At 68.8% G+C, this 24,918-nt stretch carries 23 protein-coding genes, 5 tRNA genes and 1 pseudogene; 14 read left to right on the top strand and 15 right to left on the bottom strand.

The window, feature by feature from the left end:
* Nucleotides 1-117: 117 nt before the first annotated feature.
* The 5 genes from PGN14_RS12740 (at nt 118) to PGN14_RS12720 (ending at nt 3,531) form a co-directional block, all read left to right on the top strand.
* Nucleotides 118-194 (top strand) — tRNA-His (locus PGN14_RS12740).
* A 90-nt stretch (nt 195-284) separates the two neighbouring features.
* Complete coding sequence (locus PGN14_RS12735) at nt 285-1,346, top strand: Glu/Leu/Phe/Val dehydrogenase dimerization domain-containing protein (protein ID WP_443019512.1); 1,062 nt, start codon at nt 285-287, stop codon at nt 1,344-1,346.
* A gap of 277 nt (nt 1,347-1,623) precedes the next feature.
* The gene (gene ccmC / locus PGN14_RS12730; protein WP_335299893.1) at nt 1,624-2,349 is read left to right on the top strand and encodes a heme ABC transporter permease CcmC; all 726 of its coding nucleotides are present in this window, start codon (nt 1,624-1,626) and stop codon (nt 2,347-2,349) included.
* Nucleotides 2,350-2,449: 100 nt separating this feature from the next.
* The gene (ccmE, locus tag PGN14_RS12725) at nt 2,450-2,887 is read left to right on the top strand and encodes a cytochrome c maturation protein CcmE (protein WP_335299892.1); all 438 of its coding nucleotides are present in this window, start codon (nt 2,450-2,452) and stop codon (nt 2,885-2,887) included.
* Entirely contained in the window at nt 2,887-3,531 is a 645-nt protein-coding gene (locus tag PGN14_RS12720; RefSeq protein WP_335299891.1) for a tetratricopeptide repeat protein, read from the top strand. Before ccmE ends, PGN14_RS12720 begins: the two co-directional genes overlap by 1 nt.
* A 163-nt stretch (nt 3,532-3,694) precedes the next feature.
* Here PGN14_RS12720 and PGN14_RS12715 read toward each other — a convergent pair whose 3' ends face one another.
* Nucleotides 3,695-3,913 carry a DUF3072 domain-containing protein gene (locus PGN14_RS12715; RefSeq protein ID WP_335299890.1) on the bottom strand — a complete coding sequence of 73 codons (219 nt, stop codon included), beginning with the start codon at nt 3,911-3,913 and terminating at the stop codon, nt 3,695-3,697.
* 181 nt (nt 3,914-4,094) lie between these two features.
* Here PGN14_RS12715 and PGN14_RS12710 point away from each other — a divergent pair, with 181 nt between their 5' ends.
* The 3 genes and pseudogenes from PGN14_RS12710 to PGN14_RS12700 all read left to right on the top strand — a co-directional run bounded on the left by PGN14_RS12710 (nt 4,095) and on the right by PGN14_RS12700 (nt 6,838).
* Nucleotides 4,095-6,011 (top strand): potassium transporter Kup, encoded by a 1,917-nt coding sequence (locus PGN14_RS12710; RefSeq protein WP_335299889.1) that lies wholly within the window; start codon nt 4,095-4,097, stop codon nt 6,009-6,011.
* Nucleotides 6,011-6,524, top strand: a pseudogene (locus PGN14_RS12705) (2'-5' RNA ligase family protein). Before PGN14_RS12710 ends, PGN14_RS12705 begins: the two are co-directional and overlap by 1 nt.
* A gap of 237 nt (nt 6,525-6,761) precedes the next feature.
* Nucleotides 6,762-6,838, top strand: a tRNA-Met gene (locus PGN14_RS12700).
* A gap of 126 nt (nt 6,839-6,964) precedes the next feature.
* Here the strand turns inward: PGN14_RS12700 and rimO are convergent.
* A complete protein-coding gene (gene rimO, locus PGN14_RS12695; RefSeq protein ID WP_335299888.1) occupies nt 6,965-8,296 on the bottom strand; it encodes a 30S ribosomal protein S12 methylthiotransferase RimO in 1,332 nt (443 codons plus the stop codon).
* A 93-nt stretch (nt 8,297-8,389) separates the two neighbouring features.
* On the opposite strand from rimO, the gene PGN14_RS12690 reads away from it, so the two are divergent.
* Nucleotides 8,390-9,478 carry an anhydro-N-acetylmuramic acid kinase gene (locus PGN14_RS12690; protein ID WP_335299887.1) on the top strand — a complete coding sequence of 363 codons (1,089 nt, stop codon included), beginning with the start codon at nt 8,390-8,392 and terminating at the stop codon, nt 9,476-9,478.
* A gap of 94 nt (nt 9,479-9,572) precedes the next feature.
* Here PGN14_RS12690 and PGN14_RS12685 read toward each other — a convergent pair whose 3' ends face one another.
* The 6 genes from PGN14_RS12685 to rpsA all read right to left on the bottom strand — a co-directional run bounded on the left by PGN14_RS12685 (nt 9,573) and on the right by rpsA (nt 14,451).
* Complete coding sequence (locus PGN14_RS12685) at nt 9,573-9,998, bottom strand: DUF4112 domain-containing protein (protein WP_335299886.1); 426 nt, start codon at nt 9,996-9,998, stop codon at nt 9,573-9,575.
* Nucleotides 9,999-10,003: 5 nt separating this feature from the next.
* Nucleotides 10,004-11,482, bottom strand: coding sequence for an ABC transporter substrate-binding protein (locus PGN14_RS12680; RefSeq protein ID WP_335299885.1), 1,479 nt, complete (start codon nt 11,480-11,482; stop codon nt 10,004-10,006).
* A gap of 99 nt (nt 11,483-11,581) precedes the next feature.
* Nucleotides 11,582-11,665 (bottom strand) — tRNA-Leu (locus tag PGN14_RS12675).
* A gap of 54 nt (nt 11,666-11,719) precedes the next feature.
* Nucleotides 11,720-12,265, bottom strand: a complete 546-nt coding sequence (locus PGN14_RS12670) for an MOSC domain-containing protein (protein WP_335299884.1) — start codon at nt 12,263-12,265, stop codon at nt 11,720-11,722.
* Nucleotides 12,265-12,543, bottom strand: coding sequence for an integration host factor subunit beta (locus tag PGN14_RS12665; RefSeq protein ID WP_335299883.1), 279 nt, complete (start codon nt 12,541-12,543; stop codon nt 12,265-12,267). Before PGN14_RS12665 ends, PGN14_RS12670 begins: the two co-directional genes overlap by 1 nt.
* A gap of 201 nt (nt 12,544-12,744) precedes the next feature.
* Entirely contained in the window at nt 12,745-14,451 is a 1,707-nt protein-coding gene (gene rpsA, locus PGN14_RS12660; RefSeq protein ID WP_335299882.1) for a 30S ribosomal protein S1, read from the bottom strand.
* 270 nt (nt 14,452-14,721) lie between these two features.
* Here rpsA and PGN14_RS12655 point away from each other — a divergent pair, with 270 nt between their 5' ends.
* A complete protein-coding gene (locus PGN14_RS12655; protein WP_335299881.1) occupies nt 14,722-14,979 on the top strand; it encodes a type II toxin-antitoxin system ParD family antitoxin in 258 nt (85 codons plus the stop codon).
* Entirely contained in the window at nt 14,969-15,256 is a 288-nt protein-coding gene (locus PGN14_RS12650) for a type II toxin-antitoxin system RelE/ParE family toxin (RefSeq protein ID WP_335299880.1), read from the top strand. Before PGN14_RS12655 ends, PGN14_RS12650 begins: the two co-directional genes overlap by 11 nt.
* Here the strand turns inward: PGN14_RS12650 and cmk are convergent.
* Together cmk and aroA are read right to left on the bottom strand one after the other, a co-directional pair.
* Nucleotides 15,253-15,876 (bottom strand): (d)CMP kinase, encoded by a 624-nt coding sequence (gene cmk / locus PGN14_RS12645; RefSeq protein ID WP_335299879.1) that lies wholly within the window; start codon nt 15,874-15,876, stop codon nt 15,253-15,255. The genes PGN14_RS12650 and cmk overlap by 4 nt on opposite strands.
* Complete coding sequence (aroA, locus tag PGN14_RS12640; RefSeq protein ID WP_335299878.1) at nt 15,873-17,228, bottom strand: 3-phosphoshikimate 1-carboxyvinyltransferase; 1,356 nt, start codon at nt 17,226-17,228, stop codon at nt 15,873-15,875. The genes cmk and aroA overlap by 4 nt, the downstream gene beginning before the upstream one ends.
* Nucleotides 17,229-17,386: 158 nt before the next feature.
* On the opposite strand from aroA, the gene PGN14_RS12635 reads away from it, so the two are divergent.
* The 3 genes from PGN14_RS12635 to PGN14_RS12625 all read left to right on the top strand — a co-directional run bounded on the left by PGN14_RS12635 (nt 17,387) and on the right by PGN14_RS12625 (nt 18,834).
* The gene (locus tag PGN14_RS12635; protein ID WP_335299877.1) at nt 17,387-17,707 is read left to right on the top strand and encodes an FYDLN acid domain-containing protein; all 321 of its coding nucleotides are present in this window, start codon (nt 17,387-17,389) and stop codon (nt 17,705-17,707) included.
* 82 nt (nt 17,708-17,789) lie between these two features.
* Nucleotides 17,790-17,865, top strand: a tRNA-Ala gene (locus PGN14_RS12630).
* Nucleotides 17,866-18,018: 153 nt separating this feature from the next.
* On the top strand, nt 18,019-18,834 hold the full coding sequence (locus PGN14_RS12625; RefSeq protein ID WP_335299876.1) for an FAS1-like dehydratase domain-containing protein: 816 nt from the start codon (nt 18,019-18,021) through the stop codon (nt 18,832-18,834).
* On the opposite strand, the gene PGN14_RS12620 is transcribed toward PGN14_RS12625, so the two are convergent.
* From PGN14_RS12620 to PGN14_RS12600, 5 genes are all read right to left on the bottom strand, one after another.
* Nucleotides 18,831-19,757 (bottom strand): 2-hydroxyacid dehydrogenase, encoded by a 927-nt coding sequence (locus PGN14_RS12620; protein WP_335299875.1) that lies wholly within the window; start codon nt 19,755-19,757, stop codon nt 18,831-18,833. The two genes, PGN14_RS12625 and PGN14_RS12620, sit on opposite strands and share 4 nt — an antisense overlap.
* Nucleotides 19,754-20,821 carry a PepSY-associated TM helix domain-containing protein gene (locus PGN14_RS12615; protein ID WP_335299874.1) on the bottom strand — a complete coding sequence of 356 codons (1,068 nt, stop codon included), beginning with the start codon at nt 20,819-20,821 and terminating at the stop codon, nt 19,754-19,756. Before PGN14_RS12615 ends, PGN14_RS12620 begins: the two co-directional genes overlap by 4 nt.
* A gap of 86 nt (nt 20,822-20,907) precedes the next feature.
* Nucleotides 20,908-23,016: a TonB-dependent siderophore receptor gene (locus PGN14_RS12610; RefSeq protein ID WP_335299873.1), complete on the bottom strand. Its 2,109-nt coding sequence runs from the start codon at nt 23,014-23,016 to the stop codon at nt 20,908-20,910.
* A gap of 343 nt (nt 23,017-23,359) precedes the next feature.
* Nucleotides 23,360-23,434 (bottom strand) — tRNA-Glu (locus tag PGN14_RS12605).
* Between the two features lie 97 nt (nt 23,435-23,531).
* Entirely contained in the window at nt 23,532-24,902 is a 1,371-nt protein-coding gene (locus PGN14_RS12600) for a class II 3-deoxy-7-phosphoheptulonate synthase (RefSeq protein ID WP_335299872.1), read from the bottom strand.
* Nucleotides 24,903-24,918: the final 16 nt, after the last annotated feature.

Below are 24,918 nucleotides of genomic sequence, written 5' to 3'. Positions count from 1 at the left end.
TTCGACAAGCTCAACGCCTCCTCAGCACGATCGGAGGTTTAGAACCGCTCGACGGTCGTGCCCATCCAATCCGCTTGACGCCACGCCCCCTGCGCCGCTAGGGGCACGGCCTTCGCGGCGATCGTAGCTCAGTTGGTTAGAGCATCGGTTTGTGGTACCGAGGGTCGCGGGTTCAAGTCCCGTCGATCGCCCCATTTCTCCCCTATCCATTATCACGGCGATTTGGCTGGCGTTCGGCGTCGGCAAACAATATTGCGTGCCAACGACATATCGTTTCGCGCGTGATGGAGTGGCTCGTGACCTCGATCTGGGACTATCCCGACTTCGACGCCCATGAGGGCGTGCATCTGTTCAGCGATCCCGAATCGGGGCTGAAGGCGGTGATCGCGGTCCATTCGACCGCGCTCGGCCCGGCGGCGGGCGGCGTGCGCTTCTGGCATTATGCCGATGACGCGCGCGCGGTGACCGACGCGCTGCGGCTGTCGCGCGGCATGAGCTACAAGAATGCGATGGCCGGGCTGGCGCTGGGCGGCGGCAAGGGCGTGGTGCTGGCGCCGCGCCCGGGCGACACGATCAGCGAGGCGCAGCTGGTGGCGTTCGGCCGCGCGGTCGAGTCGCTCGGCGGACGCTACGTCACCGCCGAGGACGTCGGCATGTCCGAGGCGCGGATGAAGGTGATCGCCGGGCAGACGCGCTACGTCTCCGGGCTGCCGGTGGCGCAGGGCGCGGCGGGCGGCGACCCGGGACCCTATACCGCGCACGGCGTCTATCTGGGCGTGAAGGCGGCGGCGAAGCGCGGGCTCGGCACCGACGACATGCGCGGGGTGCGCGTCGCGATCCAGGGCACCGGATCGGTCGGCGGCGGCCTCGCACGGTTGCTGGCGAAGGACGGCGCGGTGCTGACGCTGGCCGATGTCGATACCGCGCGCGCGGCGTCGCTGGCGGCGGAACTGGGCGCCACGACCGCCTCGCCGCAGGAGATCCTGTCGCTCCACGTCGATATCGTCAGCCCCAATGCGCTGGGTGCGATCCTGACCGAGACATCGATCGCGGCGCTGAAGGCGCGCGTCGTCGCGGGCGGCGCGAACAACCAGCTGGCGACCCGGGAGGACGGGCGCCGGCTGCACGAAGCGGGTGTCGTCTATGCGCCCGATTACGTCATCAATGCGGGCGGGATCATCAACGTCGGGCTGGAATATCTGGGCCATGGCGACGAGGCCGAGGTGATGGCGCGGATCGCGCAGATCCCCGGCCGGCTGGACCAGGTGTGGGACGAGGCCGCGGCGACCGGCGACCCGACGGCGGAAGTGGCGGACCGCATCGCCGCGCGGTTGATCGGGCGGTAATTGCCCGTCACCGCGGGCGTGATCGGGGTGACGGATGTGGAACGCCGCCGTGCTCCTGCGAAGGCAGGAGCCAAGGGTGACGGGGCGCGATGATCGTTGTCCTGCCTGGCCCTGGGTTCCGGCGTTCGCCGGAACACGGTTCGTGCGGGGTGGGGGTCGCGTTCGATCACTCGGGGCTCCTGCCTTCGCAGGAGCACGGCGGTGATCCGGACGCGGCATCATTTCCCCGCACTCGGGGGATGACGCCGCCGCTACTCTGTCTTATCGACGGCGGATCGTGGCCACGCTTCATGCCCTTGCCAATCCGGCGCGGTTCCTTCGCCTCGCGCGGCCGCTGACGCCGATCCTGTGGTGGACCGGCGCGCTGCTGGTCGCGATCGGGTGTTGGGCGGGGCTGACGCAGACGCCGCCCGATTATCTGCAGGGCGAGACGGTGCGCATCCTCTACATCCACGTTCCCGCCGCGTGGCTGGGGATGGGCGGCTGGAGCGGGATCGCGATCAGCAGCATCGTCTATCTCGTCTGGCGCCACCCGCTGGCCGCGATCGCGGCGCGTGCGATCGCGCTGCCCGGCGCCTGTTTCGCCGCTTTGTGCCTCGTCACCGGTGCGATCTGGGGGCGGCCGACCTGGGGGACGTGGTGGCAATGGGACGGGCGGCTGACGTCGATGCTGCTGCTGTTCTTCGTCTATCTGGGCTTCATCGCGCTTTCCAATGCCGATCGCGAGCGTGGCGGCGACGGGCGCGTGCCCGCGCTGTACGGGATCGCGGGCACGGTGCTGCTGCCGATCATCCGCTATTCGGTGGTGTGGTGGAACACGCTGCACCAGGGGCCGAGCATCGGGCTGACCGGTTCGACGATCGACAATTCCCTGCTGTGGCCGCTGCCGATCACGACGATCGGCTTTACCCTGCTGTTCGGGGGCGTGGTGCTGATGCGGATGCGCGCGATGCTGGCGGCCGCCAAGGCCGAGGCGCGGATGCGGCGGCGGGCGCTGTCGTGACGGGTCAGTGGGTCTTCGTCACGGCGGCCTACACGCTGGTGATCGTGGGAACGGCGATCGTCTCGCTGCTGGCATGGCGCGCGATGCGGCAGGCCGAGAAGTGACGCGCAAGAACCAGCGGCTGACGCTCGTCCTGCTCGGATTGGGTGCGATCGTCGCGGCGGCGCTGCTGGCGCTGTCGGGGCTGAAGGATCAGGCGGCGTTCTTCTACGCGCCGTCCGATGTCGCCGGGCGCGTGCCGCCCGCGGATCAGGCGGTGCGGCTGGGCGGGATGGTGGAGCGCGGCTCGATCCGGCGCGCCGCCGATGGCGTGACGATCGATTTCGTCGTGACCGACGGCAAGGCGACGACGCCGGTGCGCTTCGCCGGCATCGCACCGGACCTGTTCCGCGAGGGATCGGGGGTGGTGGCGGAGGGACATTTCCGCCCTGACGCCTCGTTCGTCGCGACCAACCTGCTCGCCAAGCACGACGAAAAATACATGCCGCCGCAGATGGCGGGCAAGATGCACGAAACCAAGACGTTGGAGGCCAATTGATGGGCTTCCTCGCGCTGGGGCTGCTGGGGGCGGGCGCGTTTGGCGCGATGCTGCTGCTGGGCGTGCGGCGGCTGTTGTGGTCGACGGTCGGCGCGGCGCTGTTCCTGGGCGCGATCGGCTATGCGTGGCAGGGGCGCCCCTCGCTCGCCGCCGCACCGGCGCGGCATCGCACGACGATGGCGGCGATCGATCCCGAGGCGATCGCGCTGCGCGACATGCTGCTGGGGCGCTACACGCAGGATGCCGCCTATCTGGTCGCGGCGGATGCCATGACGCGCAGCGGCGACACCGCATCCGCGGCGCGTGCGGTGATGGGCGGGTTGTCGCGGCTGCCGAAGAGCTTCATCCTGTGGACCTGGGCCGGGGTGACGCTGGCGGCAGATGCGAAGGATCAGGTGACCCCGCCCGCGCTGCTCGCCTTTCGACAGGCAGCGCGGCTGGCACCGGAACATCCCGCGCCGCCCTTCTACCTCGGCATGGCCTATGTCCGTGCCGGGCAACTGGCGCAGGCGCGGCCCTATTGGCGTCGCGCGGTGGCGCTGTCGCCGCCGGGAACCGCCTATCGCCGCGAGATCGCGGTGCGGCTGATGCTGCTCGACCGGTTCGTGGAATTGCAACAGGCGGGGATGGTGGCGCCGCGATAGGGCGGGTGGAGGCGGGTGGCTTCCTTAAGCCATCGTCGCCCCAGCGCAGGCTGGGGCCTTCCGGTGGCGAATGGCACGTTTCCACGAGAAAGATCCCAGCTTTCGCTGGGATGACGTCTGAGGAGTGAAACGGCGGAACCGCGCTTCGCCTCCCGCTCCAGCGTCACGCGCCCCGGCCGGTCTTCTCCTGTAGCGCATCGATGCGCTTCGATGCGTCGGCCTTGGTCAGCGACTCGTCGAACGGCTCGCCGGCTTCCTCGCTCAGCGTCTTGAGGTAGCTCGCCTGCGCGCCGGTCATCGGCTCGTCGCCGGTGGTCCAGTCGTCGGGATCCTTCTCCGCATTGGAAAAGGGGTGCGTTTTCGGGTCGTTGGCCTCGGTCATCGGTCTGTGTCCTTTCGGGAGGATCAACGACATCGTTCGGCATCTGTTCCGCGTTGCAAGCCACACGGGCGGGTGCTAGGCGCGCCGTCACTATGGGCACCTCAGTGGGCGATCACGTCGCGAGCACGGACGGCAACGCCCCTGCCCGAACCCTGTCAACATCCCGCGCGGCGGTGACGGCATGAGTGCCGACGCGGCCGGTGCGACCGTGACCGACGCGCCGCATCATCACCACGGCAGCCGCCAGGGGATGGCCGCGCTGGCGGTGGGCGCGATCGGCGTCGTCTATGGCGATATCGGCACCAGCCCGCTGTACGCGATGAAGGAGGTGTTCGTCGGGCACCATCCGCTCGCGGTCGACCAGCTCCATATCTTCGGCGTCGTCAGCCTGATGTTCTGGTCGCTGATGCTGATCGTGACGTTGAAATACGTCCTCATCATCCTGCGCGCGGACAATAATGGCGAGGGCGGCAGCCTGGCGCTGCTGGCGCTGATCCAGCGACGGTCGGGTGCGGGCAAGCGCTGGGGGCCGAGCCTGGTGATGCTGGGCGTGGTGGCGACCGCCTTGTTCTTCGGCGATTGCATGATCACGCCCGCCATCTCCGTGTTGTCGGCGGTGGAGGGGTTGGCGACGGTCGAGCAGGGGTTCGATTCGTTCGTGCTGCCGATCGCGGTGACGATCCTGATCGCGCTCTTCTACCTGCAATCGATCGGCACCGCGAAGGTCGGGCGGCTGTTCGGCCCGATCATGATCGTCTATTTCCTGGTGCTGGCGGGCATGGGCCTGATGCACATCGCCAAGCGACCGGACGTGTTGTGGGCGCTCAATCCCGTCTGGGCGGTACGCTTCGCCGCGGCGGACGGGCGGCTGGCGTTCCTGGCGCTGGGGTCCGTCGTGCTGGCGGTGACGGGGGCGGAGGCGCTGTATGCCGACATGGGGCATTTCGGGCGCAAGCCGATCTCCTACGCCTGGCTGGGCTTCGTGCTGCCGGCGCTGATGCTCAATTATCTGGGGCAGGGCGCGATGCTGCTGGAGACGCCGGCGGCGGCGGAGAACCCCTTCTTCCTGATGGCGCCGGAGGACTGGCGTCTGCCGTTGGTCATCCTGGCGACGATGGCGACCGTCATCGCCAGCCAGGCGGTGATCACCGGCGCCTATTCGGTGGTGCAGCAGGCGGTGCAGCTGGGGCTGATGCCGCGTATCCGCATCACCCATACCAGCGCGTCGGAGGCCGGGCAGATCTATATCCCCGCGGCCAATTGGGCGCTGATGGTGATGGTGCTGCTGCTGGTCTTCGGCTTCGGCGAATCGTCGAACCTCGCCGCGGCCTATGGCATTGCGGTGACGGGGACGATGTTCATCTCCACCTGTATGGTCGGCGTGCTGATCCGGCGCGTATGGCATTGGCCGCTATGGGCGGTGGCGCTGTTCGAGATCGTGTTCCTGGCGATCGACGGGCTGTATTTCGGGTCGAACCTGACCAAGGTGCCCGATGGCGGCTGGTTCCCGCTGCTGGTGGCGATCATCGTCTTCGTGCTGCTGACCACCTGGTCGCAGGGCCGCAAGCTGATGCTGGAGCGGATGCGCGAGGCGGCGATGCCGATCAAGATCTTCATCGATTCGGCCGCCACCTCCGCCACGCGCGTGTCGGGCACCGCGGTGTTCATGACGTCCACGCCGGACGGCGTGCCGCATGCGCTGCTCCACAATCTGAAGCACAATCGCGTGCTGCACGACCGCGTCATCCTGCTGACGGTGCGCGTCACCGACATGCCCTATTTCCCGATCGCGGACCGCTTCCTGCACGAGGATCTGGGGCAGGGGTTCCATCGTGTCATCCTGCGCTACGGCTTCATGGAGGAGCCCGACGTGCCCGCGAACCTGAAGTCGTTCCGCGGCTGTGGCGGTGAGTTCCGGATGATGGACACCAGCTTCTTCCTCAGCCGCCAGACGCTGCTGGCGTCGGAGCGGCCGGGGATGGCGATCTGGCGCGAGAAATTGTTCGCGTGGATGCTGCGCAACGCCGAAAGCGCGATGGAATTCTTCCGCCTGCCGACCAATCGCGTGGTCGAACTGGGCAGCCAGATCGAGATTTGATCACGGAAGTGCCCGCCCCGATCATCCTGACCGCGCTGTTCGGGGCGCAGGACCAGGCGTTCTTCGACGCGCAGCGCCGCGCCTTCTTTCCGCCGGAGCGCAACCAGCTCGCGGCGCATCTGACGATGTTCCACCACCTGCCGCCGGGCAGTGCGGACGAACTGCGCCACCGGCTGGCGCAGGAAACGCGCGGGGTGCCGGCGCCGACGGCGCGGGTGGCGGGCGTGTTCTCGCTGGGCCGCGGGGGTAGCGTATCGGATCGATTCGCCCGAACTGGCGGCGATCCGCGCACGGCTGGCCGATGCGTTCCACGGGCTGCTGACACCGCAGGATCAGGCCGGCTGGCGTGCGCATGTGACGGTGCAGAACAAGGTGACGCCGGCGGAAGCCAAGACGACGCTGGCGCAGGTGCAGGCAGGGTTCGTGGCGCGCTCGGTGGCGATCGCGGGGCTGGCGGCATGGTGGTACCGCGGCGGGCCGTGGGAGCCGCTGTCGCGGCATATGTTCGGGTAGGCGTGGTGGTTGATCCCTCGCCACACGCGCTTCGTCATCCCGGACTTGTTCCGGGGGCCAGGGTTGAGCGGGGTGGTGTCGGGGTTTGTCCGCGGCATGGCCGGGCAAGCGGGACCCCGGCTCAAGGCCGGGGTGACGGAAGGGGTGGGGAGAAGGCGCTCAACCCCGCTTGACCGCCTCGTTTGCGCTGCTATAGCCCGCGCCTCACGAGCGGTTCGGCGCTCCTGTCTTCGACGGGGCGGAGTAGCTCAGCTGGTTAGAGCACGGGAATCATAATCCTGGGGTCGGGGGTTCAAGTCCCTCCTCCGCTACCAACCGCTCGTGACGTTTCCTTCGGCTACCAACGGACGTCACCCCAGCGCAGGCTGGGGTCTTTCCGTTGGCGGTTGCTGTCGATCCTCACGAAGAGGCCCCTGCCTGCGCAGGGGCGACGGCCATGGTCAGGCCGGCACCCCGAACAGGTCGTGGTCGTCGGCTTCTTCGATCGTCACCGGCACGATATTGCCCTCGGCCAGGTGGCCCGCATCGCGCAGGTGGACCTCGCCGTCGATCTCCGGCGCGTCCGCGGTGGAGCGGCCGGTCGCGCCACCCGTCTCCGCATCCACCGCATCGATGATCACGTCGAGCGTGCGGCCGACCTTCGCCGCCAGCTTCGCCGCGGAGATGGCGGCGGTCTTCTCCATGATGCGCGCGTAGCGCTCTTCCTTCACCTCCTCAGGCACTGGGTCGGGGAGCGCGTTGGCGGACGCGCCCTCGACGGGTTCGAAGCGGAAGGCGCCGACGCGATCGAGCTGCGCCTCGTCCAGCCAGTCGAGCAGGTACTGGAAGTCCTCCTCGGTCTCGCCCGGGAAGCCGACGACAAAGGTGGAGCGGATCGCGATATCGGGACACATTGCGCGCCAGCCATGGATGCGGCTGAGCACCTTGGCGTCGTTGGCGGGGCGCTTCATCCGGCGCAGCACCGCGGGTGCGGCATGCTGGAACGGGATGTCGAGATACGGCAGCACCAGCCCCTCGGCCATCAGGGGGATGACCTGATCGACGTGCGGATAGGGATAGACGTAGTGGAGGCGGACCCATGGCGCGATCCTGCCCAGTTCGCGGGCGAGATCGGTCATGTGCGGGCGCACCTCCGCCCCCTTCCACATCCGCGGTTGATCGCGGATGTCGATGCCATAGGCCGAGGTGTCCTGGCTGATGACCAGCAATTCCTTCGTGCCCGCGGCGACCAGCTTCTCCGCCTCGCGCAGGATCGCGTCGGGGCGGCGGCTGACGAGGTCGCCGCGCAAGCTGGGGATGATGCAGAAGGCGCAGCGGTGGTTGCAGCCCTCGGAAATCTTCAGATAGCTGTAGTGGCGCGGGGTCAGCTTGAGGCCCGCGTCGGGGATCAGGTCGACATAGGGGCTGATCGCGGCGGGGGCGGCGGCGTGGACCGCCTCCACCACCTGTTCGTATTCGTGCGCGCCGGTGATCGCCAGCACCTGTGGGAAGCGGGTGCGGATCGCCTCCGCCTCCTTGCCCATGCAGCCGGTGACGATGACACGGCCGTTCTCCGCGATCGCCTCGCCGATCGCCTCCAGCGATTCCTCCTTGGCGGAATCGAGGAAGCCGCAGGTGTTGACCAGCACCACGTCGGCGCCGGCATAGTCGGCCGACATCTGATAGCCGTCGGCGCGCAGCTGCGTCAGGATACGCTCGCTGTCGACCAGATTCTTGGGACAGCCGAGCGAGACCATGCCCACGCGGGGCGGAGAGGGAAGTTGGGTTGCCATGGGACGCTGCGCACATAATGCGGGACGGGCCGATTTGCCAGCACCGCGGCACCGACGATAGGTAGCGGGCTTTCGACAAGAGGGGCGCGTATCATGCTGGCGATCGGATTGATGTCGGGCACGTCGCTGGACGGGATCGACGCCGCGCTGATCGACACCGACGGGCGCGAGGCGGTGCGCACGATCGCGTTTCGCGGTGAGCCCTATTCGGATGCAGCGCGCGCGCAACTGGCCGAGGTGACGCAGATGGCGCTGACGTTCGAGCGCCCGCGCGCCAGCCCGCCGCTGGTCGCCGCGGCGGAGCTGATCACGCGCACCCATGCGCTGGCGGTACAGAAGCTGCTGCGCGACGCAGGCGTGACCGCGGGCGAGGTCGGGGTGATCGGCTTCCACGGGCAAACGGTGGCGCATCGTCCCGACCGCGGCTGGACATGGCAGATCGGCGATGCGCAGGCGCTGGCGGACGTGACCGGGATCGTCACGGTCGGCGACTTTCGCAGCGCGGACGTCGCCGCGGGCGGGCAGGGCGCGCCGTTGCTGCCGGTCTATCACGCCGCGCGCGCGGCGGAACTGGCGAAGCCGGTGGCGGTACTGAACCTGGGCGGGGTGGCGAACGTCACGCTGATCGCGCGCGACGGGACGCTGGCGGCGTTCGACACCGGGCCGGCGAACGGCCTGATCGATACGTGGATGGAGCAGGAAACCGGCGCGCGGTTCGATCGTGACGGGGCGTTGGCGGCATCGGGGCAGGTCGACGAGGCGGTGCTGACCGCGATGCTGGAGCACCCCTATTTTGCTGCGCCCTATCCGAAGTCGCTTGACCGCAACGATTTCACGGTCCAGCCGGCGCGCGGGCTGTCGGCGGCGGATGGCGCGGCGACGCTGACCGCCTTCACCGCGGCGACGGTGGCGGACGGGCTGCGGCTGCTGCCGGAGGTGCCGGCGCAGCTGCTGGTGGCGGGCGGCGGGCGGCTCAACCCGACGCTGATGGCGATGATCGCGCGCTGGACGGGGGTGACGCCGGAGCCGGTCGATGCGCTGGGCTGGAACGGCGATGCGCTGGAGGCGGAAGGGTTCGCCTATATGGCGGTGCGCGCGCTGGAGGGGCTGCCGATCAGCTTCCCAGGTACGACCGGGGTGGCCACACCGATGCCGGGAGGCGGGGTGTTCCGGCCGCGATGAATTGTCGTCATCCCGGACGTGATCCGGGATCCCGCTTTTTCCTTTGCGTCGATGGTGAGAAGCGTGACCCCGGCTCAAGGCCGGGGCGACGAGATCACCCGGCGACCGTCACCGTCGACGGATGGTGCTTGTCGAGGTAGCGCTTGATCCGCTTCACGTTGCGGGTGTTGGAGCGGTACATCAGGTCGGCCGCGTCGCCGACGATTGGCACCATGCCGAGTAGCGCGTCGAACCCGACACGCGCGGTCATCGCCGCGAGCGCCAGACGACCCATGCCAAGGTTGCGCGCCTCCCACACGATCCACATCCCCATCGCCGCCGCGGCGAGATCGCCGACCACCGGCACCAGCCCGATGATCGCGTCCAGTCCGACGCGGCGGTTGATCCCGGGGATGACGAACATACCCTCCAGCAGCCGCTCCATCGCCTCGACGCGCTGGCGCACGGCGGCGGGATCGCGCCCGACCGGCAGGTGCGCGAACGCGGGGCCGGCGGGGAAGGGGGTGGGACGCGTGCTCATGCCACTTAGTTGGTGTCGGCGCGGAGCCGGTTCAACGGGTGCCACGCGCGCGCATTCGCCTGCCACTGGCGCAGCCGCAACGCGACCAGCGACCAGCGGAACGGGCGGCCGAGCGGGACGAACGCGACATCGCTCGCCAGCGCCGCATCGGCGGTCGCCAGCGCCTGGGCGCGACCCGCCAGCGTGTCCGCCAGCCGCGCCGCCTCGATCGCGGCAGCGGCCTGTTCGGAACAGGCGACGCACGCCTCCGCCAGATACCAGCGCGCGCTGTCATAGGGCGCGACCCGATCGACCAGGCGCAGGTCGGCGCCGGCGTCATCGGGCGCGAGGCGCACCGGACGGATGCCGATCGCATAGAGATCGCGCGCGATCCGCGCCCACAACAGCGTGCCGCCCGGCCCCCCGGGCAGCGCGATGCCCAGCTGCGGCACGCCGTGCGCCGCGCGCCACCGCGCCACGGTCGCGCGCGCGGCGTCGGCACGCTGTTCGGCCGGGACCGACGCCCATAGCGGGATCGCGGGGGCGAGTGCCGAGTCGAGCTGTTCGGGCAGCACAGTGTCGCGCGCTACCCAGTCGGGCGAGATGCCGGTGGCGAGGTCGGCACGGTCGATCGCCTGCGCCACCGCGGCGCGGTTCGCGGCATCGGCGAGGAAGCCGTCGCGCCGCACCACGGCGAGGCCGAACAGCCCCGCGGCGGGATCGATGCGGATGTTGACCGGGGCGGGATTGGCCGCCTGCACCAGCGGCCAGTCGGCGATCGTCCCACCGGTGACCAGGTCCGAGTCGCGCTCGACGAAGCGGACGATCGCGCTGGCGGCACGCTCGCCGCGCAGCAGCACCTCGTCCTCCGGGGCGGGGCGCGCCTCATCGGGATCGCGATCGGGATCGATCGCGGGCGACAGCAGCAGCGCCTGATGGCGTTCCTCCTTGCGCCTGAACGGCCCCGCACCCCCGGCGGGACGCGCGCGCACCAGTGCCAGTTCGGGCTGGGCGAACAGCTTGAGCAGATCGGGGCGCGGGCGCGACAGCTCGATCTCGATCACCTCGGGCGTCATCTCCACCACCGAGGCGACCGCGCTCAGATAGGGCGCGATATCGTTGCCGGACGCGGCGGCGATCTGTCGTCGCAGCAGCGCCACCACCTCCGCCGCGCGCACCGGCGCGCCATCCGGCCAGCGCGCGTTGCGCAGGCGGAAGATGTAGCTCATCCCCTCGTCGGTGACGATCCAGCGTTCCGCCACGCCGGGTTCGATCTGCCCCGCGGCGTCGAAGCGGACCAGCCCCTCCGCCAGCGCATCGGTGAGCAGGCGGTCGCCCGTCGGCATCGCGGCGCGCGTGCGCCCGGCCAGCTCCGGCGCGCCGCCGATCACGCTGGCGACCACCGGCCCAACATCCGGACGCCGCCCGCACGACCCAGTGGCGGCAAGCGCCGCCAGCGCGGCGATCGCGGCGGCGGCACGGCGGCGGTGAGGGAATAAGGGCATGTGTTCGCGCTCGACCCAGGCTGTTCGCGACGGAGTCGCTACACGGTTCCGCCGCCTTTGACCCGCGAAGTTTGCGACGGTGGCGATGCCCGGCGAGCTTGGTGCGGGCGGCGGGACTCGAACCCGCACGCCAAGGGCAGAAGATTTTAAGTCTCCAGCGTCTACCGATTCCGCCACGCCCGCACGCCATCGCACGAAGCGGTTGTACGGCGCCGCGTCAAGGCGCGGATGTGCGCGTCAGACCGGCTGCAAGGGCTTGTGTGGAGCGGATGGCAAGTGGATCGCGATCGCGTCGCCGGCGCGGACGTCGCCCGACGCGGTGACGATCGCCATTACGCCGGCCTTGCGGATCAGCGCGCCATCGGGCGCGCGGTCGAGCACCGCGGCGAGCAGGCCGGGCTGGAAGCGTTCGATCTGCGCACAGGGATTGCGCAATCCGGTGATTGCGACTTCGCCACCGGAGGCGAAGCGCAACGTGGTCCCCTGCGGCAGCGCGAGCAGATTCACGCCCGAGGTCAGGATGTTCTCACCCAGGTCGCCGGGCCGGACATCGGACCCGGCGCGCGCCAGTTCGTCCAGCAATTCCGCATGGATCAGATGGACCTGGCGCAGATTGGGCTGGTCGGGATCGATCGCGACGCGAGAGCGGTGCTGGACAGTCGCTCCGGCATGCGCATCGCCCGCGACGCCGATTCCCTCGATCAGGGCCAGCCGCGCCGCGACCTGTTTGGAGAAACGGTGGTCCGCGTCGCGCGCGACCGCGACGACGCGACCCTCCGCCATCACACGTTGAGCCGGTGGCGCATTTCCTTGCCGGGCTTGAAGAAGGGGACGCGCTTCGCATCCACGTCGACCGTCTCGCCGGTGCGCGGATTGCGGCCAACGCGCGCGTCGCGCGCACGGGTGGAGAAGGCGCCGAAACCGCGGAGCTCGACGCGCCCGTTCTCGCTCAGGCGGCGCACGATCTCGTCGAAGAAGGTCGCGACGATCGCCTCGACATCGCGTTGCGAGAGGCTCGGATTTTCCTGCGCCAGTGCCTGCACCAGTTCCGACCGTATCATCTCGTTCGACTTACCCCCCAAGGACTCGCCACCGCGGCGGCGAGACTGATACAAGTAAGTTTCTGCGGGCGAAAGCACCGTTTTGGCTCGATATTACGCAAAACGGCGGAACCGATCGTACCGCCTTGGCACCGGTGCCATCAAAAAAAGGGACCGGCGTCGCCGCCGGCCCCTTTCCCGAACGCATCGTGGCGGATGCGCTTACTTCTTGGTGTCGCGCGCCTTGAGCGCCTCGCCCAGAATGTCGCCCAGCGACGCGCCCGAGTCGGACGAACCGTACTGCGCCACCGCCTGCTTCTCCTCGGCGATCTGCATCGCCTTGACCGAGAAGGTCGGCTTCTTCGAACGGTCGAAGCCGGTCACCATCGCGTCGAACTTCTGCCCGACCTGGAAACGCTCCGGACGCTGCTCGTCGCGATCGCGGCCGAGGTCGGTGCGCTTGATGAAGCCGGTTGCGCCATCGTCGCCCGCCTGCACTTCGAGACCCGCGTCGCGGACCTCCAGCACGGTGACGGTCGTGACCTGGTTCTTGCCCAGGCGATCCGATGCACCCGCGGCGACCGGGCCGCCACGCTCCAGCTGCTTCATGCCGAGCGAGATGCGCTCCTTCTCCGGATCGATGTCGAGCACCACGGCCTGCACCGTCTCACCCTTGCGATGGAGGTTCAGCGCGTCCTCACCCGACACGCCCCAGGCGATGTCGGACATGTGGACCATGCCGTCGACGTCGTTGTCCAGGCCGATGAACAGGCCGAATTCGGTCGCGTTCTTGACCTCGCCCTCGACGGTCGAGCCGATCGGATGCGCGGCGGCGAACGCCTCCCACGGATTGGCCTGCGCCTGCTTCAGGCCCAGCGAGATGCGGCGCTTGTCCTCGTCGACCTCCAGCACGACGACATCGACTTCCTGCGAGGTCGAGACGATCTTGCCCGGGTGGACGTTCTTCTTGGTCCAGGACATTTCGGACACGTGGACGAGGCCCTCGATGCCCGGCTCCAGCTCCACGAAGGCACCATATTCGGTGATGTTCGTGACGCGGCCCGACAGCTTCGCGCCGACCGGATACTTGGCCGCCGCGCCATCCCAGGGATCGCTCTCCAGCTGCTTCATGCCCAGCGAGATGCGCTGCGTGTCCTTGTTGATGCGGATGATCTGGACGCGCACCGTGTCGCCGATGTTGATCATCTCCGACGGATGGCCGACGCGCTTGTAGCTGAGGTCGGTGACGTGCAGCAGGCCGTCGATGCCGCCCAAGTCGACGAAGGCGCCGTAATCGGTGATGTTCTTCACCACGCCCTCGATGATCTGGCCCTCGTGCAGCGACTGGATCAGGCCCGAACGCTGCTCGGCGCGGGTCTCTTCCAGCACCGCGCGGCGGCTGACGACGATGTTGCCGCGCTTGCGGTCCATCTTCAGGATCTGGAACGGCTGCGGGATGTCCATCAGTGGGGTCACGTCACGCACCGGGCGGATGTCGACCTGCGAGCCGGGCAGGAACGCCACCGCGCCGTTCAGGTCGACGGTGAAGCCGCCCTTGACGCGGCCGAAGATCACGCCCTCGACGCGCGCGGTCTTGCTGAATTCCAGCTCCAGCTTGTCCCACGCGGCCTCGCGGCGGGCGCGGTCGCGGCTCAGCATCGCCTCGCCATGCATGTTCTCGACGCGGTCGACGTACACCTCGACCTCGTCACCGACCTTCAGGTCGGCCTTCTGCCCCGGTGCCGGCGCGAATTCGCGCAGCGGCACGCGGCCCTCGCTCTTCAGGCCGACGTCGATGACGGCCAGATCGTTCTCGATGCCGGTGACGGTGCCGAGCACCACGCGGCCCTCGAAGCTGTCGGCGCCGCCGAACATGTCATCGAGCATCGCCGCAAATTCGTCGCGCGAGGGAGTTGCCACTGAGGCCATAAAAGGGTTCGTCCTAGATAGTTCGTTTCCGGCCAAGCGGTTGGGTCCGCTGGTCTTGGCCAAAACGCCACGTCCGCCCCATGCGGAACGCGGCATCCGTTGGACCAGAAGTGCGCAGAAGCGTGCCGCCGATAAGCGAAAAGGCGCGAGAGGACGTACCTGTCGCGCCGCGCCTCCGCGAGCCACAGCCCGCCGGACCGGCGCGCCCTAGCGGAACATGCGATAGAAAGCAAGGTTGACAAGGTTTGCCAAGGGATGGAGGATCACGACATGGCTACGATGAACATCTCGCTTCCCGACGCGATGAAGGAATGGGTGGAGCAACAGGCCGGCACCGGCCGCTACAGCAATTCCAGCGACGTGGTGCGCGACCTGATCCGGCGCGAACAGGTACGCGCGGAGAAGATCGCCAACATGCAGCGGCTGGTCGACGAGGGGCGGGCGAGCGGGATGTCCGAACGGTCGTTCGACCAGATCATCGCCGATGCCCGGGCTTCGTACCAGGCGCGGACCGCCGATGGAGATTGAGCTTTCGGGTGCCGCCGAACTGGATTTGCGGCACATCGTTATCGATGGGCTGGGACGGTTCGGCGATCAAGCGTCCCAGCGGTACGTCGCGCGGCTACGGGAGGCGATGACCCTCATCGGCGGTTTTCCGCGGATCGCGCGCGTGCGTGAGGAGATCGACGAAGAGACACGCGCCTTTCCGGTTGGCGTGCATCTTATCCTCTATCGCATCAAGGACGATGGAAATCCTTTCGTCCTCCGCATCCGCCACGGTCGCGAGGATTGGGCCGTCGACTAACCCTTCGTCCGCGCCTCCACCAGCGCGATCGCCTTGGCGACGGCGGCGTCGATCGACAGGAAGCTGGTGTCGAGCAGCGCGGCATCGGGCGCGGTGACCAGCGGCGCGGTGGAACGCGAGCTGTCGCGCTCGTCGCGCGCGCGGATATCGGCGAGCACCTGGTCGAAGCTGGTCGCCTTGCCGCGGTTCTTCAGCTCCGCATGGCGGCGCTGCGCACGGATCGTCGGCGTGGCGCGGACGAACAGCTTGGCATGGGCATCGGGTGCGATGACGGTGCCGATGTCGCGCCCGTCGAGGATCGCGCCGCCTTCCTGATGCGCGAACCTCTTCTGTCGCTGCATCAGCGCGGCGCGCACCAGCGGATGCGCGGACACGATCGAGGCGACCTGCCCGACATCGTCGTCGCGCAGCACCGGATCGGCCAGCGTCAGCTCGTCGAAGTCGCAGGCGGCGACCGCATCGGCCTCCTTCTCCGGATCAAGCTCCAGCCGCATCACCGTTGCGGCGACAGCGCGATAGAGCAGCCCGGTGTCGAGATGGGGCAGATGATAATGTTTCGCCAGCGCCTTGGCGATCGTGCCCTTGCCCGAGGCGGCGGGGCCATCGACGGCGATGATCATCGGTTGATCCATTGCGGCAGCGCGCCCAGCGAGCGCGCGGTGTCGAGGAAGGCGGGATAGCTGGTCGCGATCGGCGCGGCATCGTCGATCGTCACCGCGTCGCGCGCGTGCATCCCTGCCACCGCCATGCTCATCGCGATGCGATGATCCAGTTGCGAGGCGACCCGCGCGCCGCCGGTGCCGGGCAGGGGATCGCCGTCGCGCCCCTCGATCGACAGGCCATCCTCATGCTCGGTGGTGCGCACGCCGGCAAGGCCGAGTGCCGCAGCCATGGCGGCGATGCGATCCGACTCCTTGACGCGCAACTCGTGCGCGCCACGCGCGACCGTGGTGCCGCGCGCGAAGGCGGCGGCGACGAACAGGATCGGATATTCGTCGATCATGCTGGGCGCGAGGTCGGCGGGCACCTCGATCGCGGTCAGCGGGGCGTGGCGGACGCGCAGGTCGGCGACGCGCTCGCCGCCGACATCGCGCACGCCGACCTCCTCGATCGACGCGCCCATCAGGCGCAGCGCGGTGACGAGGCCGGTGCGCGTCGGGTTCATCAGCACGTTGCGGATCGTCACGTCCGACCCCGGCACGATCGAGGCCGCGACCATCCAGAAGCCGGCGGACGACGGATCGCCGGGAACGTCGATGTCCTGCGGGCTGAGTTCCGCCTCGCCATGGATCGAGATGACGCGGCCGTGCGGCGTCTCCTCCACCTCGACGCGCGCGCCGAACCCGCGCAGCATCCGCTCGCTATGGTCGCGGGTCGGCACCGGCTCGATCACGCGGGTGATGCCGGGCGTGTTGAGCCCGGCGAGCAGCACCGCCGACTTCACCTGCGCCGAGGCGACCGGGAGCGTGTAGTCGATCGGGATCGCCGGCGTCAGGCCGCGCATCGTCAGCGGCAGGCGGTCGCCGGGGCTGGCCATGAAGGTCGCGCCCATCAGCGCCAGCGGCTCGGCCACGCGCGCCATCGGGCGCTTCGACAGGCTGGCGTCGCCGACGAAGGTCGCGGTGATCGCATGGCTGGCGACCAGCCCCATCAGCAGCCGGGTGGAGGTGCCCGAATTGCCCATCTCCAGCGCGACCTGCGGCTGGAGCAGCCCGCCGACGCCGACGCCATGGACACGCCACGTGCCGTCCGCCTCGCGCGCCACCTGCGCGCCCATCGCGCGCATCGCGGCGGCGGTGGCGAGCACGTCCTCGCCCTCCAGTAGTCCGCTGATGCGGCTTTCGCCGACCGCCAGTCCCGCAAACATCAGCGAGCGATGGCTGATCGACTTATCGCCGGGAACGGTCAGCGTGCCCTTCAGCGGTCCGGCGGCGGCGACGGACAAGGGGCGGGCGGGGGAGGTATGAGACATGGAGGTGAGCGGCACCGGCTGGAAGGATGGGGCAGGAAGGATGGCCATTGCGACCGGGAAGCCGCGCGGCCTTGCCAGCCGGCTTGCGCTATGGCAAGGCGCGCCCCACTTCGACGGACGTATCCGACGAACCACCCATCCGAAAGGCTTTCCACGGCATGATCCAGCCGGAATGGGGCACGAAGCGAACGTGCCCGAAATGCGCGACGCGTTTCTATGATCTCCAGAAGGACGAGCCCGTCACCTGCATCAACTGCGGTTATGCATGGGAACCCGAGCCGATCCTGAAATCCAAGCAGCCGCTGCCGTTCGAGCAGGTGAAGCCCGACAAGCAGGAGGCGGATTCCGATCTGGCGGGCGACGACGAGGATATCGACACCGGCGAGGACGAAGAGCCCTCGGCCGACGACGAAGTCGATCTGGGCGGCGACGACGACTTGGGCGTCGAGGCACCCACCGACGACGACGAGAACAACTGACGTGAAAAAGTTCGGCAAGCGGTGAAAGCGCCGCTTGCCATTCCAGCGGCAGCCCGCTAGGGGGCTGCCTCCCGGACGGAATGGGGCCGTAGCTCAGCTGGGAGAGCGTCGCAATGGCATTGCGAAGGTCAGGGGTTCGATCCCCCTCGGCTCCACCATTTCCGTCCTGCCGCCGACCTGAGGGGCGCGGCCTTCTCACCTTTGATTGAGCGCGCGCCGGCCGGGTGTCGGATCTCACCTCTTCACCTGTATCTCAGTCGCCAGCGTGGCTGTCGTCGGCTATCGCCCCCGTGGCGGAGAGGAGGCCGGCGATGACAACGATCGATGAAACGATGGTCGCGCAATGGCGTGAGGCGATCGGGCGGCGTGTGTCGCAGCGGCAGGTGCTGCATCGCGGCGACCTGCGTCGCTTTGCGGTGGCGGTGGGGTGCGAGACGGATGACGCGGCGGTGCCGCTGCCGCACTGGGCGTTCTTTCTGCCGATGCCGGCCGATCGCGAGATCGGGGAGGACGGGCATCCGCGCCGCGGCGACTTCCTGCCCGCGATCACCTTGCAGCGCCGCATGTTCGCCGCCGCCGCGATGACGTTCGAGGTGCCGCTGACGCTGGACGAGGAAGCGACGCTCGACAGCGAGATCGTCGACGTGCGGCATAAGAGCGGGCGGTCGGGCGATCTGGTGTTCGTCGAGGTGGAGCGCATCGTGCGCCAGGCGGGCACGGTGCGCGTGCGCGAACGCCAGAGCTACGTCTATCGTGACCATGGCGCGCGCGTGGCGATGCCCGAGGCCGTGACGCCGTCGCCCGCGGGCGAGCGGTGGCAGCCCGACGAGGTGCGGCTGTTCCGCTTCTCGGCGGCGACGTTCAATTCGCATCGCATCCATTACGACCTGCCCTATGCGACCGCGGTGGAGGGCTATCCCGCGCTGGTGGTGCATGGGCCGTTCACCGCCGCGCGGCTGGCGGCGCTGGCGGCGCGGCGGGGGACGCTGGCCGGCTTCTCGTTCCGGGCGGAGGCGCCGCTGTTCCTGGGGCAGCCGGTGTTCCTGGAAACGGCGGGCGACGATGTGGTGCAGGCGGTGCGGTGCGACGGCGCCGTCGCGATGCGCGCGACGGTCGCCTATCGCTAATACCCCCGGGTGCGCGCGACGATTCCCGTCATCTCCTCGCCCGCCAGATGGCGGCGGATGTTCGCGATGACCGCGCGTGCGCCGCTTTCCGGCCGGGTGGCGCTGGCGATATGCGGCGTCACCAGTACGCGCGGGTGCGCGAACAGCGGGTGATCGGCGGGCAGCGGCTCCGGATCGGTCACGTCCAGCACCGCCGCCGACAGATGCGCTTCGTCGAGCAGGGCGATGAGGTCGTCCGCCACCAGATGCCCACCGCGCCCGACGTTCACCACCGCCGCACCCGGCGGCAGGCAGGACAGGTTGCGCCGGTCGAGGATGCCGCGCGTGTCTTCGGTCAGCGGCAGTAGGCAGATCAGGATATCGCACGCCGCCAGGAACGACGGCAGCGCGGCGTCGCCCGCATGGGTATCGACCCCCTCGATCGCGCGCGGCGACCGGCTCCATCCCGACAGCGCGAACCCGAACGGTCGCAACGCGGCGAGCAGCGCGCGTCCCAGCTCGCCCAGCCCCAGCACGCCGACGCGGCGACTCGCAGCGGGGAGCGAGGGGCGCGGCGCCCAGCGGCGCTCGCCCTGCGCCGCGCGATAATGGATCATGTCGCGGTGGAGCATCAGCGTCGCCATGACGCCATATTCCACCATCCCCTGCGTGATACCGGGCTCGATCATCCGCACCAGCCTGACGTGCGGGGGCAGGGCGGCCGGGTCCATCTGGTCGATCCCCGCACCGATCGAGAACACCACCTCCAGCGCCGGCAGTTGCGCGATGAGCGCGGGCGTGGGCGCCCAGGCGGCGAGATAGCGCGTGTCCGCCGGCGGACCGCCATCCTGCGCGGTGACGAAGGGGATGTCCGGCGCCTCCGCCGCGAAGATCGCGCGCCAGATCGCGCCGCGGGTCGGGTCGGAGGTGTAGAGCAACGTCATGCAGGCTGCTGTCGTTGGAGGGAGGGGGGCCGGTTCGTCGCGGCGCGCCGGCGCAGGGCGGCCAGTTGCCACCACATCACCGGGCCGCTGACCGCGAGCGCCGCGAGCATCGCCGCCCCCAGCATCAGGACGAGGCGCCCGGCCGTACCCAGCGGATCGCCGGCATGGAGCGGCAGGATCGTGATCCACCAGGCGGACTGGTCGGCGGCGCGCAGCACGACCCGCCGGTCCGGCCGCGCCAGGTCGATCGTGACGCGGTGGACGGCGCGCGTGTTGCGCTCGGGCGCGGTGACGTTGACGATGACGCGCGTCGCGTCGATCCGCATGTCACGCAGCGCGCCCGAGGGGATGGCGGCACGCGCCGCCGTCACCGCGCAGTCGATCGCGGCGGTGTCGACGGAGGCGCGCATCGCGGGCGTGGAAGGACCGTCGATCAGTTCGGGGACGATCAGCAGCAGGCCGGTCAGCGCACTGAAGCCGATCACGATCGAGATCAGGACGCCGGCGGTGCGATGCAACTGGCGCAGCACCAGCCGCCCGGCGACGTTCCAGCGCACGGTCAGTTGGCGCCATCGCGGTGCGCGGCGCGGCCACCAGAAGGCGATCCCGCTCCCCGCCAGCGCCAGTAGCGCCAGCGCGTCCAGCAGCACGACCGCCATCCCGATGCGCCCCGTCGCCAGCCGGAAATGCAGCGCCAGCGCCAGTTCGACCGGAAAGGCGGCGATCCCGCCACGACGCAGCACCGCGCCGCCCGCGGGATCGATCGTGGCATAAGCGGTGCGATCGGGGGTCGCCAGCTGGACGAGGAACGTGCCGTCGCGGTCCGCGGGCCAGAACAGCCGCGTCACCCGGCCGTGCGCCACGGCACGCTCGGCGCGACGCACCGCGTCTCCCGCGGAGATCGTCGCGCCCGCGTGGCGGCTGGTCCACGCCGCCGGGTCGATCGCCCGCGCGGCATCGCTGCGCCACAGCAGCAGCGCGCCCGTCGCCGCCTGCACCAGCAGCAACGGGGCGAGCGCCAGTCCGACATAGCGATGGATACGGAGCAGCAGCGCGCGGTTCATCACCCGCCTTTCGCAACGGACATGGACGAAAAAGGCCGGCGGGCGCCCGGCAGCAAGGGGAATGGGGGCGCCCGCCGGCCCGGCCGTCAGAAGTCGAACGTGGCGCGCACGTTGAACGACCGCGGCATCCCGGGCTGCACCCACAGGCTGGCGTAGGAGCTGGCGTAATATTGCTTGTCGAACAGGTTGTTGACGTCGGCGTTCAGCTTGATGCCCGGCGCCACCTCGACCGACCCCAGCACGCGCACCAGCGTATAGGCGGGGAGGAAGAAGGTGGTCGCCGTCTCGCCCAGCCGGCGGCCGACGTGGTTGACGCCCGCGCCCAGCATCGCCTCGTGCCCGCCCACGGGGAAGTTCTTGAACACCAGCACGTTGGCCTGATGCTTGGGGATGTTGATGAGCGGATCGCCGCGCCGGATCGGCGCCGCGAAATTGGGATCCCGCACGTCATTGGCCCAGCCCGCGTCGATGTACGAATAGGCCGCGTACATCTGCACGCCCATCGGCAGCTTCACGTCGGCGTCGAATTCGATGCCCTTGCTGTTGGCGGCGCCGACCGGCTTGGAGAAACCGGGGTTGGACGGGTCGTTGGTCAGGATGTTGGTCTTCTGCATCCGGAACACCGACAGCGTGCTGGTGATGTAGCTGGTGACGACCTTGGCACCCACCTCATACGCCTTGCTCAGCTCCGGATCGAACGGCTGGCCGTTCGCCCCGACGCCGCTGTTCGGCCGGAAACCGCGACCGTAGCTGGCGTAGATCGACAGGCTGTCGGTCGGCTCCACCACCATCCCGGCCATCGGGCTGAAGCGGTTATAATGTTTGTGAGGGTTGGTGTTGTTGAGACGCAGGTCGATATTCTGGTCGAAATTGTCGTAGCGGCCACCGAAGCGGACCTTGATCGCCTCCGTCAGCTCAACCTGATCCTGCGCGTAGATGCCCCAGGCCTTCTGCACCTCGGTCGCGTTCTGGATCACTGTGGTGGGCGTCGGCGCGACGACATTGTAATTGGGCGCGAAGATATCGATGCCGTAGCGATTGCCCGCCAGCGTCGGGCGAAACCGCGTCTGGTACGTGTGGATGTCGAATTGGTCCCAGTCGGCGCCGATGCGGATGTTGTGGACGATCCCGCCCGTGTCGACCTTCCCCGACACCTCGCCGCGCACCGTCTTGTGCGTGGTCATATAGTTGCGGAAGCGGCGCTGGCGCGACAGCGTGCGGCCGTCGACGTACAGCTGCTGGCGCGACACCGCCAGCTCCGGATCGCTGGAGAAGCCGCGGAAGATCGTGTCCTTGTACCCGGCACCCATCAGCAGCGTCCAGTCGCTGCCCAGATCCTGTTGCAGCTGAAGTTGATGGCCCAGCACCTTCACCTGCGTCGGGCCGTCCGCCGGATTGCCCAGATAGCGCGAGTTGGGGATGCGTCCCAGCACGCCGTTCACCGCGACGACGCCGCGGTCGAAGGGCACCTCCTGGTTCACATATTCCATTTCATACGTGGCGATCGTGCCCTCGCCCAGCTTCACCAGCAGCGAGGGGGTGAGGACGTATTTGCGGGTGTGGACGGTGTCGCGGAAGCTGTCCGCATCCTCCGCCGCGCCGTTGAGCCGGATCGCGACCGCGTCGCTGAGCGGCAGGTTATAATCGCCCTCGACGCGGAAGGTGTTGAAGCTGCCGCCTGACAGCGCGAAGCTGCCGAACGTCTTGAACAGCGGCTTCTTGGTGACGATGTTGATCGTGCCGCCGGGTTCGCCGCGCCCGAACAGTGCGGAATTCGGCCCCTTCAGCACCTCGATCCGCTCCACGTTCGACGCGTCGCGCGGGCCGCCATAGCCACGACCGCCGTTGAAGCCGTTGACCAGGAAGCCGCTGGGAAAATTCTCGTCGCCGGCGAAGCCGCGGATCGCGAAACTGTCCCACAGCCCGCCGAAATTGTTCTGCTTCGACACGCCGCTCGCCAGCTCCAGCGCGGTGTCCAGCCGGGTGACGTTGAGGTCCTTGAGCAGCTCACCGTCCAGGAACTGCACCGCCTGGGGGATTTCCTTGACCGGCGTGTCGCCGAAATACTGCCGCTTCAGCCCGGTGACGACGATGTCGTCACCCGCGGTCGCGGTGTCGGCCTGCTGCGCCTGCGCGATCGCCGGCATGGCGGCGACGGCGACGCCGGCGATCAGGATCGAACGAAAAGCTCGCATTGATGGTCCCCCCTTGTGGAAATCGTTGTTCCTGTCGGTCCTGCGACGGGTTCCGGTCGGCGGTTGCTCGCGGCGGCAGGCGGGAGGTGAGCCCCACCGTCGCCACGGTGCCGATCCGAAGGGTGCTGCGGCACCTCTTTGTCGATGGAGGCTATGTCCGTGTGACGAACATATTGCATCAAATGCCGCGCCGTTGACGGCGGATTGTATTGAAGAGAGCGGGCGGGCGGCGAACAACATGCCGTGTGCGGGCGGGGGAACGGCGCGCGGAAAGCGGCACGCGCGTACCGCTGCATTCAATCCGATGGTATCGATGGTGGAAGACCGCAGGCCGCGTGGCGGCTGGTGACCCCTACGAGAATCGAACTCGTGTTTTCGCCGTGAGAGGGCGACGTCCTAACCGCTAGACGAAGGGGCCGTGCGCGGTGTGAGGCGCGCTGTTACGGGCGGGGGCAGGGGGCGTCAACCCCGAAAATCGCCCCTCCCCTTCAGGGGAGGGGCTTTGCGACTGCGGGTCACGCCGCCTTGCGGCGCTCTGCCATTTCCGTGTTGAGCATCTCCGCCAGCAGGAACGCCATCTCCAGGCTCTGGCCTGCGTTCAGACGCGGGTCGCAATGCGTGTGGTAGCGGTCGGCCAGCGTCTGTTCGGTGACGTCGATCGCGCCGCCGGTGCATTCGGTGACGTTCTGTCCGGTCATCTCGGCATGGATGCCGCCGGCGTGCGTGCCCTCGGCGCGATGGACCGCGAAGAAGCCGCGCACTTCGGCCAGGATGCGCTCGAACGGGCGCGTCTTGTAGCCGTTGGCCGCCTTCACGACGTTGCCGTGCATTGGGTCGCAGCTCCACACCACCGGATGCCCCGAGCGCTTCACCGCGCGGACCAGCTTGGGCAGATGCGCCTCGATCTTGTCATAGCCGTAGCGGGTGATCAGCGTCATCCGCCCCGGCACGCGCCCCGGATTGAGCGTGTCGAGCATCGCCAGCAGCGCGTCCGGCTCCAGCGACGGACCGCACTTGATCCCGATCGGGTTGCCGATGCCGCGCAGGAACTCGACATGCGCCGAGCCTTCGAACCGGGTGCGATCGCCGATCCACAGGAAGTGCGCCGAGGTGTCGTACCAGTCGCCGGTCAGCGAATCCTGCCGCGTCATCGCCTGCTCATAGGGGAGCAGCAGCGCCTCGTGGCTGGTGTAGAAGGTGGTCTGCGACAGCTGCGGCACGGTGTCGGGATTGATCCCGCACGCCTCCATGAAATCGAGCGCCTCGCCGATGCGGTCGGCGGTCTCGGCATATTTCGCGGCCCAGGGGCTGCGGCCCATGAAGTCGTGGGTCCAGCGATGCACCTGGTGCAGATTGGCATAGCCGCCCTGCGCGAAGGCACGCAGCAGGTTGAGCGTCGCCGCCGACTGCGAATAGCCGCGCAGCATCCGCTCCGGATCCGGGATGCGGCTTTCCGCGGTGAAGGCGATGTCGTTGACGTTGTCGCCGCGGTAGCTGGGCAGCTCGACACCGTCGATCGTCTCGGTCGGCGCGGAGCGCGGCTTGGCGAACTGGCCCGCCATGCGGCCGACCTTCACCACCGGCAGCTTCGACGCATAGGTCAGCACGACCGCCATCTGGAGGATGACGCGGAAGGTGTCGCGGATGTTGTTGGGATGGAATTCCGCGAAGCTTTCCGCGCAATCGCCGCCCTGGAGCAGGAACGCCTTGCCCTCCGCCGCGCGCGCGAGGTCGGTGGTGAGGTTGCGCGCCTCGCCCGCGAAGACCAGCGGCGGAAAGCTGGTGAGCTTCTCCGTGGCGGCGTTCAGTGCGGCGGCGTCGGGATAGTCGGGAAGCTGGCGCGCTTCCGCCTTCGTCCAGCTGTCGGGGGCCCAATTGGTGGCCATCGGTAATCTTCCTTCC

It is taken from the genome of Sphingomonas adhaesiva (assembly GCF_036946305.1).
In the GTDB taxonomy this organism is placed as follows: Bacteria; Pseudomonadota; Alphaproteobacteria; order Sphingomonadales; family Sphingomonadaceae; genus Sphingomonas; species Sphingomonas adhaesiva_B.
Note: the sequence above shows the minus strand (reverse complement) of the source record. Positions and strands in the feature narration are given on the sequence as shown.